Source organism: Streptomyces sp. NPDC001617, assembly GCF_053596855.1.
The window spans coordinates 12,967-28,359 of record NZ_JBSFHA010000040.1; the positions used below are offsets into that span (position 1 = coordinate 12,967).

The 15,393-nt window shown below is 70.3% G+C and carries 16 protein-coding genes; 2 read left to right on the forward strand and 14 right to left on the reverse strand.

The features are described from left to right. Window positions 1–33 precede the first annotated feature (33 nt). From ACWC09_RS27705 to ACWC09_RS27720, 4 genes are all read right to left on the reverse strand, one after another. Window positions 34–1,440, reverse strand: coding sequence for an AI-2E family transporter (locus ACWC09_RS27705; protein ID WP_450853461.1), 1,407 nt, complete (start codon window positions 1,438–1,440; stop codon window positions 34–36). Window positions 1,441–1,592: 152 nt separating this feature from the next. Then, window positions 1,593–2,276, reverse strand: a complete 684-nt coding sequence (locus tag ACWC09_RS27710; protein WP_450853462.1) for an aggregation-promoting factor C-terminal-like domain-containing protein — start codon at window positions 2,274–2,276, stop codon at window positions 1,593–1,595. Between the two features lie 429 nt (window positions 2,277–2,705). Next, window positions 2,706–4,031, reverse strand: a complete 1,326-nt coding sequence (locus ACWC09_RS27715) for a PhoH family protein (RefSeq protein WP_450853464.1) — start codon at window positions 4,029–4,031, stop codon at window positions 2,706–2,708. Between the two features lie 329 nt (window positions 4,032–4,360). Then, a complete protein-coding gene (locus ACWC09_RS27720) occupies window positions 4,361–5,134 on the reverse strand; it encodes an isoprenyl transferase (protein WP_450853466.1) in 774 nt (257 codons plus the stop codon). A 647-nt stretch (window positions 5,135–5,781) separates the two neighbouring features. Here ACWC09_RS27720 and ACWC09_RS27725 point away from each other — a divergent pair. Then, on the forward strand, window positions 5,782–6,933 hold the full coding sequence (locus tag ACWC09_RS27725) for a winged helix DNA-binding domain-containing protein (protein WP_450853467.1): 1,152 nt from the start codon (window positions 5,782–5,784) through the stop codon (window positions 6,931–6,933). Window positions 6,934–7,130: 197 nt separating this feature from the next. Here ACWC09_RS27725 and ACWC09_RS27730 read toward each other — a convergent pair whose 3' ends face one another. Genes ACWC09_RS27730 through ACWC09_RS27740 form a run of 3 tightly spaced genes read right to left on the reverse strand, consistent with a single transcriptional unit; the run spans window position 7,131 to window position 9,235 of the window. Then, on the reverse strand, window positions 7,131–7,721 hold the full coding sequence (locus tag ACWC09_RS27730; RefSeq protein WP_450853469.1) for a nucleoside deaminase: 591 nt from the start codon (window positions 7,719–7,721) through the stop codon (window positions 7,131–7,133). Continuing rightward, window positions 7,718–8,614, reverse strand: a complete 897-nt coding sequence (locus tag ACWC09_RS27735; protein WP_450853470.1) for an LLM class flavin-dependent oxidoreductase — start codon at window positions 8,612–8,614, stop codon at window positions 7,718–7,720. Before ACWC09_RS27735 ends, ACWC09_RS27730 begins: the two co-directional genes overlap by 4 nt. 42 nt (window positions 8,615–8,656) lie before the next feature. Then, window positions 8,657–9,235: a dihydrofolate reductase family protein gene (locus ACWC09_RS27740; protein WP_450853471.1), complete on the reverse strand. Its 579-nt coding sequence runs from the start codon at window positions 9,233–9,235 to the stop codon at window positions 8,657–8,659. A gap of 37 nt (window positions 9,236–9,272) precedes the next feature. Here ACWC09_RS27740 and ACWC09_RS27745 point away from each other — a divergent pair, with 37 nt between their 5' ends. Continuing rightward, on the forward strand, window positions 9,273–9,662 hold the full coding sequence (locus ACWC09_RS27745; RefSeq protein WP_450853472.1) for a DUF192 domain-containing protein: 390 nt from the start codon (window positions 9,273–9,275) through the stop codon (window positions 9,660–9,662). Here the strand turns inward: ACWC09_RS27745 and ACWC09_RS27750 are convergent. From ACWC09_RS27750 to ACWC09_RS27780, 7 genes are all read right to left on the reverse strand, one after another. Then, window positions 9,637–10,266: an OmpA family protein gene (locus tag ACWC09_RS27750; RefSeq protein WP_450853473.1), complete on the reverse strand. Its 630-nt coding sequence runs from the start codon at window positions 10,264–10,266 to the stop codon at window positions 9,637–9,639. The two genes, ACWC09_RS27745 and ACWC09_RS27750, sit on opposite strands and share 26 nt — an antisense overlap. Window positions 10,267–10,274: 8 nt before the next feature. Continuing rightward, the gene (locus ACWC09_RS27755) at window positions 10,275–10,856 is read right to left on the reverse strand and encodes a hypothetical protein (protein ID WP_450853475.1); all 582 of its coding nucleotides are present in this window, start codon (window positions 10,854–10,856) and stop codon (window positions 10,275–10,277) included. A 34-nt stretch (window positions 10,857–10,890) separates the two neighbouring features. Then, window positions 10,891–11,472, reverse strand: coding sequence for a pilus assembly protein TadG-related protein (locus ACWC09_RS27760; RefSeq protein WP_450853477.1), 582 nt, complete (start codon window positions 11,470–11,472; stop codon window positions 10,891–10,893). Next, window positions 11,472–11,669, reverse strand: coding sequence for a hypothetical protein (locus tag ACWC09_RS27765; RefSeq protein ID WP_450853479.1), 198 nt, complete (start codon window positions 11,667–11,669; stop codon window positions 11,472–11,474). Before ACWC09_RS27765 ends, ACWC09_RS27760 begins: the two co-directional genes overlap by 1 nt. 132 nt (window positions 11,670–11,801) lie before the next feature. After that, complete coding sequence (locus ACWC09_RS27770) at window positions 11,802–12,650, reverse strand: response regulator (protein WP_450853480.1); 849 nt, start codon at window positions 12,648–12,650, stop codon at window positions 11,802–11,804. Window positions 12,651–12,682: 32 nt separating this feature from the next. Further along, window positions 12,683–13,993 (reverse strand): sensor histidine kinase, encoded by a 1,311-nt coding sequence (locus ACWC09_RS27775; protein WP_450853482.1) that lies wholly within the window; start codon window positions 13,991–13,993, stop codon window positions 12,683–12,685. 507 nt (window positions 13,994–14,500) lie between these two features. Further along, window positions 14,501–15,388, reverse strand: a complete 888-nt coding sequence (locus tag ACWC09_RS27780) for a DUF5936 domain-containing protein (RefSeq protein ID WP_450853484.1) — start codon at window positions 15,386–15,388, stop codon at window positions 14,501–14,503. Window positions 15,389–15,393 lie beyond the last annotated feature (5 nt).

Genomic DNA, 15,393 nt, shown 5'->3' on the forward strand with positions numbered 1-15,393 from the left:
TCGAGGCTCATTTGATCGATTGGGAAGCGCTTTTCAAGCGCTGTGTTCCGGGGCGCCGTCGCTGGGGGCCGCGCCCCGGGACCCCCCTTCGGCCCGGACGGCCTCGTCCTCGAACTCCCCCGGAGGGGGGACCCCCGGACGGGCCGAAGTATCGGAACCGGCGTCCGGTTGTCCCGTCGAGTACGCCCGCAGGTACCCCACCACCGTGTTCGTCACGGCCACCAGCGGTACGGCGACCACCGCGCCGCCGATGCCCGCCACCATGCCGCCCGCGGCGACCGTCAGGACCACCGCGAGGGGGTGGACGCGGACCGCGCGGCCGAGGATGAAGGGCTGGAGGATGTGGCCCTCGATCTGCTGGACGGCGAGGACGACGACCAGGGTCATGACCGCGGTGAAGACGCCCTGGGTGACCAGGGCGACGACCACCGCCAGCGCGCCGGAGGCCACCGCGCCCACGAGCGGGATGAACGAGAACAGGAAGATGAAGACGGCCAGCGGGACGGCCATGGGGACGTCGAGGAAGTAGATGCCGATGCCGATGAAGGTGGCGTCGATGAGGGCGACGAGGACCGTGCCGCGGACGTAGGCGGTGAGGGTGCGCCAGGCGCGCGGGCCCGCGCCCGCGACGGCCGGGCGGGCCGCCGCCGGGACCAGCTTCAGGCTCCACTCCCAGATGCGCCGGCCGTCGTAGAGGAGGAAGAGGGTCGAGAAGAAGGTGAGCAGGATGCCGGTCAGGGCCTCGACGACGACCTGGACTCCCTCCAGGCCGAACGAGGTGATCTGGTCGGTGTTGGCGCCGACCGCTTCCCGCAGGTTCTTGGCGATCTGGTTGATCTGCTTGTCGGTGACGTGGAAGGGGCTCTTCAGGAGCCAGTTGCGCAGGTCGTCGATGCCGTTCTGGATCTGGTCGGAGAGGTTGTCGATGTTCTCCATGACCTGCCAGGTCACGAACCAGCCGATCAGGCCCAGGACGACGAAGCCGAGGATCGCGGTGAGGGCGGTGGCGGGGCCGCGCGGGACGCCGTGGCGCTTGAGGCGGGCCACCGTGGGCTGGAGCAGGGCCGTGATGAGCAGGGCGACGACGAAGGCGAAGACGACGAGTTGTACGGCGCTGATGATCCGCATCAGCACCCACACCGTGCCCGCGAGCACCAGCAGCCGCCAGCCGGCCTCGGCGGCGACACGTACTCCCCACGGCACCGCCTGGGCGGGGTCGGGGCGGACCGGGACGACGACGGCGCGGGGGGTCTCCGGTGCCTGGTCCTCGGGCGCCGGAGCCGTCGGGGGCTTCGGGGCTGCCGGGGCCCGCTTCGGGCGGGGCGGCGGGCCGACCTCGGCCTCCTCCCGCTCCACCTCTGCGCGGCGCTCGTCCAGACGCTCGCCGACCTCGGTCAGCCCGGCACCGAGTCGGCCGAGCCACCCTGGCACTCGCGACATGATCCGTCCTCTTCCCCCGCGTCCCCGGGTGCTGGCCACCACTCCCCCCTGGAGTCGTTCGCGTCCGACCGTACAGGGCGACAGCCCCTCCCCCTAGGACGGGGAGGGGCTGTGCGGGGTTGAGAGACGAGACGACGAGTCTCGGTGACCGCTCAGTACCAGTGGTTCGCGGACCAGAAGGACCACGCGTCGCACGGGCTGCCGTAGCGGCTGTTCATGTAGTTGAGGCCCCACTTGATCTGGGTGGCCGGGTTCGTCTGCCAGTCGGAGCCGACGGACGAGTACTTCGAGGCGGGCAGGGCCTGGAAGAGGCCGTAGGCGCCGGAAGAGGCGTTGACCGCGTGGTAGTTCCAGCTGGACTCGTGGTCCACGATGTTGCTGAAGCACTGGAACTGGCCGCTCGGCACCATCTGGCGGGCCATCGACTGGATCTCGGCCACGGAGTACGAGCTCTGGATCGGGAAGTCACCGGCGCTGCGGCTGGCCTTCTCCTTGGCCTCGGCGCGCTCCTTGGCCTCCTTGGCAGCCTTCTCCGCCGCCGCCTTCTTGGCGACCGCGGTGTCGGCGGCAGCCTGGCGGGCGGCAGCCTCGGCGTCCTTCTTGGCGCTCGCGTCGGCCTGGATGGCCTGGGCGTCGGCCTGCTGCGTCAGGGACGCGGTCTGCACCTGGGCCTGCTGGCCCGTGGGTATGTCCGCGAGCAGCGTGGTGTCGGCTGCCGTCGCCTCGGCGTCGTTGTTCTGCGCGACGCTGCCCGAGGCAACTCCGACGACGCTTCCGACGGCGGTGACCGCGGTGGCCGAGGCCACTGCGAATCCCCGGACCGAAATCCGGCTCACACGGTTTCCTTCCAGCATCGTCCGCTTCGGTGACCCTGGCGGACGCAATCGTGCCCCTGGCGCTGGCCTCCCCACTGCAGGGTCACGGGAGACACGGGCCCGGTGGGCAACTCCCTTGCGGGAAGTGCCGTGTGATGCTCGGGCGGCATACGACGTCGACTATGGAGTTGGTGGTGCTGCTGTGGTGCCGTACCTCCCCCAGTGCCTTAAGGGCCTGGGGGCACCCCCAGGGGGTACAGGTGTGTCGTATGCGGGGCCTGACAGGAGTGAGACTCTGCCGTAACCGGACGCCGGGTGGCAATTCTGAGTTGCGTGTGAAAGCTCACATGCCGTTTGGCCCAGGGGATTTTGGTGAACAGCTCCACGCGAAGGCGCCGCCCCGCTAGGCTCTGGGCCTTTGCGGGACGGCGCCAACCGGTCCGGATTACCTCAGATTTGGCCGTCTTCGAGCATTTCGGTCACAAGGGCCGCGATCTGCGACCTCTCGGACCTCGTCAGGGTCACATGCGCGAACAGCGGATGCCCCTTCAGCTTCTCGACCACGGCGACCACACCGTCGTAGCGCCCCACCCGCAGATTGTCCCGCTGCGCCACATCATGGGTGAGAACCACCCGCGAATTGGCGCCGATTCGCGACAGAACGGTCAGCAGGACGTTCCGTTCCAGGGACTGCGCCTCGTCCACGATCACGAACGCGTCGTGCAGCGAGCGGCCGCGGATGTGGGTGAGCGGCAGGACCTCCAGCATCCCGCGTGCGGTGACCTCCTCGATGACCTCGCGGCTGGTGACCGCGGAGAGCGTGTCGAAGACCGCCTGCGCCCAGGGGCTCATCTTCTCGGCCTCGGAGCCGGGGAGATAGCCGAGTTCCTGCCCGCCGACCGCGTAGAGCGGACGGAAGACCATCACCTTCTGGTGCTGGCGGCGCTCCAGGACCGCCTCCAGACCCGCGCACAGCGCGAGCGCCGACTTGCCGGTGCCGGCCCGGCCGCCCATCGAGACGATCCCTACGTCCGGGTCGAGGAGAAGGTCGAGCGCAATACGCTGCTCGGCGCTCCGCCCCTTGATGCCGAACGCCTCCCGATCCCCGCGCACCACACGGACATTGCCGTCCGGCGTGACCCGGCCGAGCGCCTTGCCGCGCTCGGAGTGGATGGTCAGACCGGTGTGCACGGGCAGGTCGGCCGCCTCGGGGACATAGACGTGCCCCTCCTCGAAGAGGACGTCCACCTGCTCGGCCGGCAGGGTCAGTTCGGACATTCCGGTCCAGCCGGAGGAGTCCGTGATGGCGAGCTCGGCGCGGTACTCCTCGGCGAGGAGACCGACGGACGAGGCCTTGATCCTGAGCGGCAGATCCTTCGACACGACGGTGACGTCGAATCCCTCGGCCTGCAGATTGCGGGCGACCGCGAGGATGCGGGAGTCGTTGTCCCCCAGGCGGTAGCCGGTCGGCAGAACGCTGGGGTCCGAGTGGTTGAGCTCGACACGGACGGTCCCGCCCAGCTCCCCGATCGGAATGGGGGCGTCGAGGCGGCCATGCCTCACCCGGAACTCGTCGAGCAGACGCAGGGCCTGCCGGGCGAAGTAGCCGAGCTCGGGATGGTGCCGCTTCGCCTCCAGCTCCGTGACCACGACGATGGGGAGCACGACCTCGTGCTCGTCGAAGCGGCTCAGGGCGTTCGGGTCGGCCAGCAGGACGCTGGTGTCGAGAACATAGGTGCGCCGGTCTGGCTTGTGGCGCTTTGTGCTGGTCACCACGGAAGGACGTACCCCCTCGGATGAGGTCGGGGAGCGACGGAGTGGAGCTGGACCGGTCGACGGCCGCATTGCACGGGCCGAGAACCGGCCCTCCGCCTTGTCTTCCGTGCTGGAACCGCACGGTCGGGCTGGTGCAAAGGGCCTCCCGGGCGGACGGCCCCGTGCCGCCCGCTGAGATCCGACACCCGTGGTTCGGGCATCGACCTGACTGGCTTATGCCCTCGAACATGCGTCACCATGCCGACACGTATGGCGGCGCCCTGGTGAACTCCTTGTTACTTCCGCCCCAAATGGGGTACTCGCTACCCCGTTCGGGGGACTTGCGCGTGTCAGCCGCCGTAACGCCGGTGTCGCGCCGCGTAGTCACGCAGGGCGCGGAGGAAGTCGACCTTGCGGAAGGCCGGCCAGAAGACCTCGCAGAAGTAGTACTCGGAGTGCGCGGTCTGCCACAGCATGAAACCGGACAGTCTCTGCTCTCCGCTGGTGCGGATCACCAGATCGGGGTCGGGCTGGTCACTCGTGTAGAGATGGCGGCCGATCATGTCGATGTCGACGGCCTCGGCGAGTTCCTCCATCGAGCTGCCCTTGTCGTGCGCGTCCAGCAGCATCGACCGTACGGCGTCGGCGATCTCCTGCCGCCCCCCGTACCCGATGGCGACGTTGACGAGTATCCCGTCGACGTGGGCGGTGGACTCCTCCGCCTCCTTCAGCGCGGTCTGCATCGGGGAGGGCAGCAGGTCGGGCGTACCGACGTGATGCACCCGCCAGCGGCCGTCGGCGGCGAGCGTACGGACGACGTCCTCGATGATGCCGAGGAGGGGACCGAGTTCCTCCGGCGGCCGGTTGAAGTTGTCCGTCGACAGCAGCCAGAGGGTGACGACCTCGACATCCGTCTCGCTGCACCAACCGAGGAACTCCTCGATCTTCTCGGCGCCCGCACGGTGGCCGTCGACGGGGGTGGAGCCTGCGGCCTTCGCCCAGCGCCGACTGCCATCCACGATGACGCCGATGTGCTTGGGCACCTGGGCGTGGTCCAGGTGGCCTTCCACCCGGCGCGCGTACAGCCTGACCAACAGGCCGCGCAGCTTGTCGCGCAGGTTCACGTGATTGTCAGCCCCTCCATACGGTGGCGGTCCCCGCGGCTCGAAGCCTACCCCTGCCGCACCACCGCTCCCCCAAGGGGCGCCTGGGGCGGGGGCAGCTGTAGCAGACCTGTGGCAGACGCGGACACAAAAAAACGGGCCGGTCCGTGGGGGGGAGACGGACCGGCCCGAGGGGGGGTTTCCACCATAACCCTTCGTAAGTGATGCTGCGTACATCGGCGCGCCATGACTACTCTCCGGAATCGAACGGCGACGCGGCGGTGGCCGCAAATCGGCATATTCATGGCAGCTCCATGGCCGAAACGCAGCCGATTTCCGGCGGATTCCTGGGGGAAGCGGAGAGATCCGGAGGGTTTGACGGATCCTGGGACCCGTTCGGCGGGATGTCGCCCGGGTCGCCCGGGCGGGTGACGGTGGCCGCGAACGCCCGCTTGACGGCTCCGTAGGTCATGAACACGCAAAAGCGGCACCGCGCAGCCCCCTCCTCTGCGCGGTACCGCCCGCGCAGCTTTGCTGTCGCGAATTACCTTGGTCTGAACTTACGTGACGCATGGGGTTGGATGCGACTCGCCGGAATAACAATGTGGAAACCGGCGCTCCTGTGACGGCGGCCACGTCCTGTCCTAGTCGGGTTCTACGGTCGCCGTATGACCCTGAGGATCAGCTGGAACGAGGCGAGTGCCCGGCGGCTGGAACGGCAGTTCCTGGCCAACCCTGCGCGGAGCGGCACTTCGGTCGCCGAAGTCGTCGGCGCGATGCTCGGCGCGCATGCGCAGGTGCTGTCCGCCGCGGAGGTGTCGGTCGGGGTGCGGGCCGACGGGGTGACGCAGGGGGACGTGCGGGCGGCCCTGTGGGAGGAGGGCTCGCTCGTGAAGACGCACGGGCCGCGGGGGACGGTGCATCTGCTGGCCGCGTGTGACCTTCCGATGTGGTGTGCGGCGCTGCCGGCCGTGCCGGGTGGCGGGCGTTTCGCTCCGGACGTGCGGGTGAGTGAGGAGCAGACGGCGGAGATCGTGGCAGCGGTCGGGGACGCGCTGGAGGGGGCCTTCCTCACGATCGACGAACTGGACGAGGAGGTCGTGGCGCGGACCGGTGCGTGGGCCGGGGAGCGGGTGATGCCGGCGTTCCAGGAGCTGTGGCCGCGGTGGCGGCAGGTGCTGCATCGGGCCGGCCAGTCGGGGGCGTTGTGCTTCGGGCCGAACCGGGGGCGCAGGGTGACGTATACACGGCCGCCTCACTTCTCGGCGGTGCCGGTGGAGGAGGCGGTGCGGGAGCTGGTGCGGCGGTATCTGCGGGCCTACGGTCCCGGGACTCCTCGGGGGTTTGCCAAGTGGCTGGCGGCCAAGGGGGGTTGGGCCGAGGAGTTGTTCGGGCGGCTGGGGAGGGAGGGGGAGATCGAGGAGGTGGTGTTCGAGGGCGCGGAGGGCTGGTGGGTCGTGGCGGACGACACGGAGTTTTCCGAGCGGGCTGTTCGGGGGGTGCGGTTGTTGCCGTATTTCGATGCGTACGGGATTGCTGTGCAGCCTCGGGAGTTGCTGTTTCCGGGGGCGGCGTATGGGAGGGCGCTGGCGGGTGGGCAGGCCGGGAACTTCCCGGTGGTGCTGGTTGATGGGGTGGTGGCCGGGGTGTGGCATCTGCGGCGGCGGGGGCGGCGGGGGGTGGTGACCGTGGAGTTGCTTGGTCGGCTGACGGGGCGGCAGGAGAGGGAGTTGGGGGAGCAGGCGGAGCGGGTGGGGGATGTGCTGGGGGTGCGGGTGGAGTTGGTGCTTGGGGAGGTTGTCGTAGGGCCGCATGCGTAGTGCTCCGCAGGGGGGTGCCGCGGTAGGTCGTCCGGGGTCTGCGGGTTGTCGCGGCTGGTCGCGCCACTGAAAGGCCTACGGCTTGCGGATGTCGAAGGGGTGGCGGGTCGCTCGGCCCGCAGGTCGAGGATCTCGAGGCCGGCTGCCTCGGCGTCGGCGCGTTCGCTGGCGGGGTGGCGGTTCGCGCTCTGCGCGGCTCAGAGATGCGGGCGCAGGAGGGTGTACGCCGCCTCGGCCGTCGACGCGTCGAGGAGGCCGTCGGTGGTGGTGAGGCAGTGGCGGGCGGCCGGGTCGGTGAGGTCGTCCGGGCGGTGCAGGGCGGTCCACAGCCGCATGAGCAGGGCGCCGAAGGTGGCCAGGGGCCCCTCCACGGGGCCTTCTCTCCGTGCCCAGCGCGCGGCGATGGGGCCGCCGACTCCGGGGACGTCCTCGATGCCGTGCCAGAAGGGGTCGGCGGCGGCGTACACGACATGGCGGACGTGGCTGTGGATGAGAGCGCCGCTGCAGAGGAGGCAGGGTTCGAGTGTCGTGTAGAGACGGTGTCCGTCGGGCCGGCCCCCGCTCGGCAACTGGGCCAGGACGTTGATCTCCGCGTGGGCGATGTTGGTGCCGGCGAGCTGGCCGGGTGGGGCTAGCGGCTCCTGGCTGCGGTTGCGGCCGGTGGCGACGACCTGCCCGTCCGCGTCGACGAGGACGGCGCCGACGGGCCGGCTGCCGGCCCGGAAGGCCTCCCAGGCGAGTTCGAAGGGGAGCCGCCAAGGGGTGGGGAGGGCGTGGTCGTCGGTCATCGGAGGCTGGTGGCAGTGGCGGTGACCAGGGGCCTTACCTCCTGTGCCGCGAACCGGACGAAGCCCTCGGGGTCGGGCTCGTCGCCGGTCGGCTGGAGGATCACGCGGTCGGCGCCGGCCTCGGCGAGGCGCTGGACCGCCTTCGCGACCGCGCCCGCGTCTCCGGCGACCCCGAGGTCGGGGACGGATTCGACGCCCTCGGCGGCGAGTTCGGTGCGCAGACGGGCGGCGGCGTCGGGGCCGGTGGCGGTGAGGAGGTAGACGACGATCTCGTGCGGGTCGGCGGTGCGTCCGGCCGACTCCCTTCCCTCGTCGATGAGTTGGCGTGCCCTGCGCACTCCGTCGGGCGGTGTGGACGCGGTGAGGACGGTGCCGTCGGCGGCCTCTCCGGACAGCCGGAGCGTACGGGGGCCGGTGGCGCCGGCGAGGACCGGTACGGGAGTGGAGGGTGGCCAGTCGAGGGCGACGTCGTCGAGGCGGACGTAGCGGCCGGTGGTGGTGAGGCGCTCGCCGCGGAGCAGGGTGCGGAGGGCGTCGAGGTGTTCGCGGAGGAGGGTGACGGGGGACTCGGCGCGTGCCCCGACCTGGCCCATCCAGTCCTGTACACCGTGTCCTACGGCGACGATCGCCCGGCCGGGGAACATCCGGTGCAGTGCGGCGGTCTCCATGGCGGTGATGGCGACGTTCCGCAGCGGCACGGGCAGCAGGCCCACGCCGACTTTCACCCGCTCGGTCCAGGCGAGGGCGGCAGCGGCGGTGGAGATACCGCCTTCCCGGAAACAGTCCTCCCACAGCCAGAGTTCCTCCAGCCCGCTCTCGTCCGCGAGGCGGGCGACGGCGCGCAGACGCTCGGGAGGCAGTTGGGGGCGGAACACAGCACCGAGTCCAGTCATGTCCCTCTTCCTACCCGCGCGGAACGGGGACGTACAACATCTTTATGACCGGCTGGAGTTGTCCTCAAGCTCGTACCGCAGGAGCACGACCCCGTTGCCGAAGGCGTGGCTCTCCACGAGGCTCAGCGACTCGGCGACGAAGTCGTCGGGGAAGAGGCGTACGCCCCGGCCCACGAGCACGGGATGGACGTAGATCCGGAACTCGTCGACGAGCCGCAGCCGTAGGAAGGTGGCGGCGAGCTCGGCCCCGCCGAGGCCGATGTCCCCGTCCGCCCGGGCCTTGAGCGCCTCGACCTCCTCGGGTACGACCTCCCTGATCACCGTGGTGTTCCAGTCGGCCTTCTCCAGGGTGCGGGAGTAGACGGCCTTCGGGATGTCCCGCCAGATGCGGGCGAACTCGGCGGTGACCGGGGAGGCGTCGGGGTCGGCGTCGGCGGTGGGCCAGTAGGCGGCCATCAGCTCGTGCGTGCGACGGCCTTCATGGAGGGCGCCGAAGGTTCTGACGAGGTCGTTGAAGTGCTGGTGGAGCTCTTCGTCGACCCGGTGCCAGCTGATGTCGTGGTCGGGGCCCTCGAAGTAACCGTCGAGCGAGAGGGACATCATCAGTACGATTTTCCGCATCTTCCCCTTCTTTCCCGTACGCACGGAGGTGCTGAGTATGGCGCGGCGATGGCGTGACGGGCAGGGGAAACTGGTCGTGCGTCCGGGGGACGCGGAGGCCGGCGTGTCCGTCCCCCTGGAGATCGCCGCCTCCTATCGGGCCCGCACGCGAGGGTTGCTGGGGCGTGAGGGCGTCGACGGCGCGATGCTCCTTTCCCCCGCGGGCAGCGTCCACACCTTCCGTATGCGCTTCACGATCGACGTCGCCTATCTCGACCGCGAGCTCCGGGTCATCGCCGTACGGACCATGAAGCCGGGGCGGCTCGGGCTGCCCCGGGTCCGGGCTCGGCATGTGCTGGAGGCGGAGGGCGGGGCGATGGCGGGGTGGGGGCTGGGGGTCGGGGCCCGGGTGGAGGTGGAGGTCAGCCGTCCGTCCTCGGGAACGTGACCTCCACCCGGCGGTTCTTCTTGCGGCCCGCTTCCGTCGAGTTGTCCGCGATCGGGTACTGCTCGCCGTAACCCCGAACCTCGAAGGTGATGTTCGGGTCGTTCAGGTCCTGGTCGAGGACCCCCTGCACGGCATCGGCCCGCTGCTTGGACAGGACGTCGCCGTGGGCGGACGAGCCGAGGTTGTCCGTGAAGCCGAAGACGCGGACCTGGGTCGCGTTCTGTTTCTTGATCTCGTCCGCGATCGTCGCGATACGGGACTTGGCCTCCGCGCTCAGCTTCGCGCTGTCCTTGCTGAACAGGACCTCGGCCTGGAGGGCGAAGGTGACGGACGTGTTGGTGTCCTCGCGGCGTTCCTCCCCTCCCTGGTCCTCCACGACCGACTTGATGTCCAGGACCTTGGACGCGGCGAGCGTGGCGCCCTCGGGGAGTTTGAGGTCGGGGTCGTTCGGGTCGACCTTCACGGGGGCGGCCGCGGCGGTCTCGGTGCCCGGCGGGACGCTGGGGTCGTCGTCGGCGTGGGCCGTCGCGGCGCCGATGAGCTGGGTGGCGACCAGGACGGTGGCGGCCGTGAGGACCAGGGGGAGGCGTGGAGTGGTGGTCACTTGGGGCCTCACCCGGAGATCGTGATCGTGCCGCTGGTGAACGTCGGCAGTTGGAAGGTCACTTCAGTGGTGCTGGTCGGCGGGGAGGGGAACTGCATGAACACGGCCAGGCTTTCACCGGCCTTGATCGTCGAGAAGCCGGTCGTCGTCAGCGGGCGGCCGTCCGTGTCCCGGAGCACGTAGTACCGCTTCTTGCCCTTCGAGTCGACGAGGGTGGCGCCGCCGAGCGACAGTCCGTTCCTCGTGATCTCTGTTTCGTTGCCGCTCAATGCAGACGGAATAATCAGGCTCTTCGAACCGTCGTTCTTCAGATTGCCGTTCACCGTGACGAAGCCGCCCGAATCACGCTGGGCGGAGGTGATCTGAAGAAGCAGCCCGTCCGAACCCTGCAACTCGGCCAGCGGGGTGCCCGACTGACCCTCCTGAGTGTTGGGCTTCGATCCACTGTCCTTGGAGGCGGGCGCCGACGTCTGCGGCTTCTTGCCGTCGTCCCCGCTGCCGCCGCAACCGGCCACACCGACGGCCAGGCCGGCCGCAACGGTCAGCGCGACGATCCCCCGTCGGGCCTTCGCCGTGAACCGAATGCTCATCGCTCTGCTTCCTTCGTCACTCGTCGTTCGCTTGTCAGTCGGCCAGATGGACGTCGAAGAGGTCCTGGGGCTTCGGGAGATCGGTGAGGTCGTCCGGGTTCAGGTCCCACGTCTTGTCCTTGCACTTGAGCTGGGGCAGGGCGTCGCCCTCGCCGGGCAGCTCGAAGTTGCAGAGCGAATCGATCACGGCGGTGGCGGAGGCGACCGACTTCTTGTCCTCCGTGCCGGGGACGATGGACTCCCCGACCGTCTTGTTGGTCGTCACCTCGACGTCGTAGCGCAGGGGCTCCGTGTGATTGCACAGGCCCGGCGTGGCGTCGTTCTGCTCGGCCAACTCGGCGGCACGATCGCAGCCGTCGACCGCTCCGTCCCCGTGGAAGATGCCGTCCCACTTGGTCGGGTCGAGTACGTCGTCCAGCCACTCGCCCGCGAGTTGGTCCCGGGTCTTCTGTGCCGCCGCGAGCGCCGCCGCGTCGGCGGCCGTCTGGGCGCCGTTCCGATTGACCGCGGCCTGGCCGACCGCGAAGTACGCGAACGCGAGAAAGAGCAGACCTGCCACCACCGTGATGTAGATGGGGAAGGCCTGCCCTGCGTCGTTGTACTTACGAAGCCGCATCAACCGCCAGTGACTTCGGCGATCTTGGCTCGGATGGCGTCGAAGATCGTCTGCCCGATATCCGTACCCGTGATGGCCAGCACGATCGCCACGACCACCGCGATGATGCCCAGGTACTCCACCGCCGTCTGTCCCTTGTCGTTGCGGGCGGCGCGGGTCTGCAGGTACGCGACGGTGGTGTTGATCCAGTTGCTCATGGCGTTCCCCTCCGGGTCGGGTGTCCATGCCGCTCTCGGCAGGGGGACCGTACGACCCGACGCCCCTTCCCGCGGAGGGCCCCTGGGCCCAAATCCGGGCCCAATCCAGGACCCTGGCACTCCCCCATCCTGTCACCACACCGACCACCCCAGCCCTCGGCGCGAACCCGGAGCCGTGCCGAGCCATTTGGCGGCCGCCTCCGAGCGACTGGTGCTGTGGAGCTTGGCGAAGATGCGGTTGATGTGGTTCTTGACCGTCTTCTCGCTGATGAAGCAGGTGGCGGCGATCTGCTGGTTGGTCATGCCGGACGCGATGAGGTCCATGATCTCCGCCTCCCTCGTACTCAGTCGGGACCGATGCTCAGACTGTCCCACATCTGCTTGCACTTGCGAAGTACTTTGGGAATAAATCAGGGATTGCGAGGGAGTTACCGGGTCTGCAACATGTGCAATCGCACCGCCGAGCCCTTCGGGCAGCGCCTCTCCCGACCCCTGCGCCCGCCGCAGTTCCGCCAGCAGCGCCCCTGCCGCCGTCGGCGTGAAGTGCGCTCTGCCCTCCTTGATGTCCCGTACGGCCGTGACCAGTTGGTCCGCCGTGAACTCGCCGTGGACCAGGTAGCCGCCCGCGCCCCGGCGCAGCGCCTCCTGGACGATCTCCGACTCCCTGCTGTACGTCAGCATCACGACCGCGGCGATCCGCACCAGGTACGGCAGGGCGGAGATGCCGTCGACGCCGGGCATGCGGACGTCCAGCAGGATCACGTCCGGGCGGTGTCGGCAAGCGGCCTCGTAGGCCTCGCGGCCGTCGGCGGCCTCGGCCACGACCGTGATGTCCGGGCGGCCGGAGAGAAGGGCCGTGAGACCCGCGCGGACCACGGGGTTGTCGTCCGCGACGACGACCTTGAGCGCCGGGGGCGCGGGGAAGGCCTCGAACGGGTCCGGCGGCAGCTCGGGGCCGGGGGTCATGGGGTGGTCCGGCATCGGGCGGCCTCCTCTCATGTCGTGGGGGGTGTTCATGCCGTCACGGCCGCCAGCGGTAGCTCAAGGCGCACCTCGGTGCCGAGCGGGTGGCCGCCCCGGCCGATGTGGATGCGGGCGCCCACCGCGGCCGCTCGCTCGACCATGCCCACCAGGCCGAAGTGACCGGCTCGGCGGAGTTGTTCGAGCGTGGTGCCGGGGGGCAGGCCGCGGCCGTCGTCGTAGACGCTGATGTGGAGGAGGTCGCCGTGCACGCCTGCCTGTACGTCCACCCGGGTCGGGGCCGCGTGCCGATGGGCGTTCTCCATCGCCTCGGCGGCGATCGTGAGGAGTTGGCGGGCCACGGCGGGCGGTACGGGCTGTGCGATGTGCTCGCCCGTCGAGCGGTAGGTGGCCTCCAGGCCCGTACGGGCGCCGAAGTCCTCGGTGCGGGCGGCCAGTTCGGCAAGGACGTCGATGGTGTGGCCGGGGTCGGACTCGCGGCGCAGATCGGCCAGGAGTTCGCGGGACTCGGCCGCTGCCCGGCGGGCCGAGCGGGCCACCAGTTCCGCCTGCTGTCGGAGCAGGGCGGGGTCCATGGGGTCGGCGGCCGTCGAGGCCGCGAGGCCGTCGGCGGCCAGGGCCACGCCGTGCAGGGTCTTGGCCACCGAGTCGTGCATCTCCCGGGCCAGCCGGGCGCGTTCGGTGCTTACCGCCTCCGTCACCGCGAGCCGGGCCTGGACGTCGGTCAGGGCCTGGGTGGCGGCGCCGAAGCGGAGCATGAGGTTGCGCAGGGACGAGCCGACCGCGCCGGTGATGACGCACAGACCGGGCAGGAGAAGGGTCTCCGCGGGAGCGGAGTGCAGATCCTTCGAGGTCGCGTGGACCGCGAGGAGGATCAGGGACTGAAGGGAGGCGAAGACGGCCGCGCCGCGCCAGCCGTAGACGATGCCGGCCAGCAGGGGGGTGCAGACGCTGACGTAGGCGAGCGTGCTGTCCGGGCCGGCGGAGATCAGGAGCAGGGAGCCGAAGAGGGTGTCCACCGCGAGGAGCGTGGGGTGGCGCAGAAGGACGGGGCCGAAGCGTTCCCAGTCCCGAAAGAGGACGTAGGAGCCCATGAAGGTGACCACGACGGCCGCGCTCACCAGCCGGACGGCCAGGCCCGGAGCCGCGTTGAGGAGGGCGGCGGGGGCGGCCACGGCGATCATGGCGAGCCGGAACCCGAAGACCTGACGGCACATCGCCTGGAGCGCGTTGACCTGGAGGGGGATGGTGGGGGTTTTGGGGGCGGAGGGGGGTGGGGGCGGGAGTTGAGCGGCGTCGATGTGGGCCGGGGTGGACGGGATGGGGGCTGGAGCGGGCGGCATGTGGGCCGGGGCGGACGGAGGGCCGGGGTGCGACGTGGGCTGCCCGGTCCCGCCGCGCGGATACGGGTCTGACGGGGCCGAAAGCGGCCCGGGTGCCGGCGTCGGCTGCCCCGTCCCGCCGCGCGGATACAGGTCTGACGGGGCCGAAAGCGGCCCGGGTGCCGGCGTCGGCTGGCCGGCCCCGCCGCGCGGATACGGCTGCGTCGGCACCGCAGGCAGAGCCGGAACGGGCTGTCCGGACGGCAGAGCCGGGACGGATTGTCCCGGTGGCAGGGCCGGGACGGGGCGTGGGGGCGGGAGGGCCGGCATCGGGGTGTGCGTCGGTTCCCAGCCCGGTGGCAGGGACGGTGTCGTCGATGTCACCGGGATGTCCGGGGCGGCGCCGGTGCGGATGTGCGGGGGGAGAACCGAGCCTGCGGGAGGTGTCGTGAGCTCAGGGGTCTTCGGGCGGCGCCGCAGCAGCCCCAGTCGGTCCTTCGTCGTCGCCATGATCGGTTCACCTGCCCTCTACTTGCCCGTGATGGTGCCGAAGTCGGTGCCGGAGCCGAGGATGAGCCCCGCGCCGAGCAGCAGCAACGTCGCCGGAACCATGAACGTCGTGATCATCAGCGTGGCCCTCGGGACGGCCCGCGCGGCCTTGCGGCGGGCGTTCTGGGCGTCCGTGCGGCGCATGTCCTTGGCGAGGGAGACGAGGGTGTCGACGATCGGGGCGCCCAGCTCCTCGCCCTGCTGCAGCGCCGTCACGAACATCGCGACCTGCTCGGAGTCGTTGCGCCGCCGCAGCTCGGCGAAGGCCTGGCGGCGGCTCATGCCGAGGTCCATCTGGCGCAGGGTGATGCGGAGTTCGTCGGCCCAGGGGCCCTCGTAGCGGGAGGCCACCCGGTCGAGGGCCTGGCGGAAGCCGAGACCCGCGCTGACGACGACCGCGAGGACGTCCAGGAAGTCGGGCAGGGTGCGCTCGATCTCGTCCTTGCGGATGCGGATCGCCGCCCAGATGCCGACCTCCGTCCAGAACGCGCCGAAGGCGAGCAGGAGGAGGGCCACGAAGTACTGGCCGCGCATCAGGAAGACCAGGAAGCCGACCGCGCCCAGGAAGCCGTAGACCGCCCGGCGGGCCGCGTAACGGTCGATGGTCAGACCGCCCGGGTTGCCCGCGAGGTCGATCTTGCGGCGGTACCTGGCGACCAGCTTCGGGCCCATCAGGCGCAGTACGGCGGGCGCGTACCGCATGCCCATCCGGTCGATCAGCGAGTCGACCGCGCCGGTGCGGGTGGCGCCGACCTCCAGGGCCAGCAGCAGGTCACCGGGGAGTTTCGCCTCCGCCCGGTACATGCGGATGCCGGCGAAGACGCCCCAGACGCCGAGGCCCATGGCGAGTGCGAGGAGCAGTGCCATGTCAC

Coding starts and splice junctions, on each gene's coding strand:
- ACWC09_RS27705 (WP_450853461.1), bottom strand. CDS start 1,440: ATGTCGCGAGTGCCAGGGTGGCTCGGCCGACTCGGTGCCGGGCTGACC.
- ACWC09_RS27725 (WP_450853467.1), top strand. CDS start 5,782: ATGACCCTGAGGATCAGCTGGAACGAGGCGAGTGCCCGGCGGCTGGAA.
- ACWC09_RS27730 (WP_450853469.1), bottom strand. CDS start 7,721: ATGACCGACGACCACGCCCTCCCCACCCCTTGGCGGCTCCCCTTCGAA.
- ACWC09_RS27735 (WP_450853470.1), bottom strand. CDS start 8,614: ATGACTGGACTCGGTGCTGTGTTCCGCCCCCAACTGCCTCCCGAGCGT.
- ACWC09_RS27740 (WP_450853471.1), bottom strand. CDS start 9,235: ATGCGGAAAATCGTACTGATGATGTCCCTCTCGCTCGACGGTTACTTC.
- ACWC09_RS27745 (WP_450853472.1), top strand. CDS start 9,273: ATGGCGCGGCGATGGCGTGACGGGCAGGGGAAACTGGTCGTGCGTCCG.
- ACWC09_RS27755 (WP_450853475.1), bottom strand. CDS start 10,856: ATGAGCATTCGGTTCACGGCGAAGGCCCGACGGGGGATCGTCGCGCTG.
- ACWC09_RS27760 (WP_450853477.1), bottom strand. CDS start 11,472: ATGCGGCTTCGTAAGTACAACGACGCAGGGCAGGCCTTCCCCATCTAC.
- ACWC09_RS27765 (WP_450853479.1), bottom strand. CDS start 11,669: ATGAGCAACTGGATCAACACCACCGTCGCGTACCTGCAGACCCGCGCC.
- ACWC09_RS27770 (WP_450853480.1), bottom strand. CDS start 12,650: ATGCCGGACCACCCCATGACCCCCGGCCCCGAGCTGCCGCCGGACCCG.
- ACWC09_RS27775 (WP_450853482.1), bottom strand. CDS start 13,993: ATGCCGCCCGCTCCAGCCCCCATCCCGTCCACCCCGGCCCACATCGAC.
- ACWC09_RS27780 (WP_450853484.1), bottom strand. CDS start 15,388: ATGGCACTGCTCCTCGCACTCGCCATGGGCCTCGGCGTCTGGGGCGTC.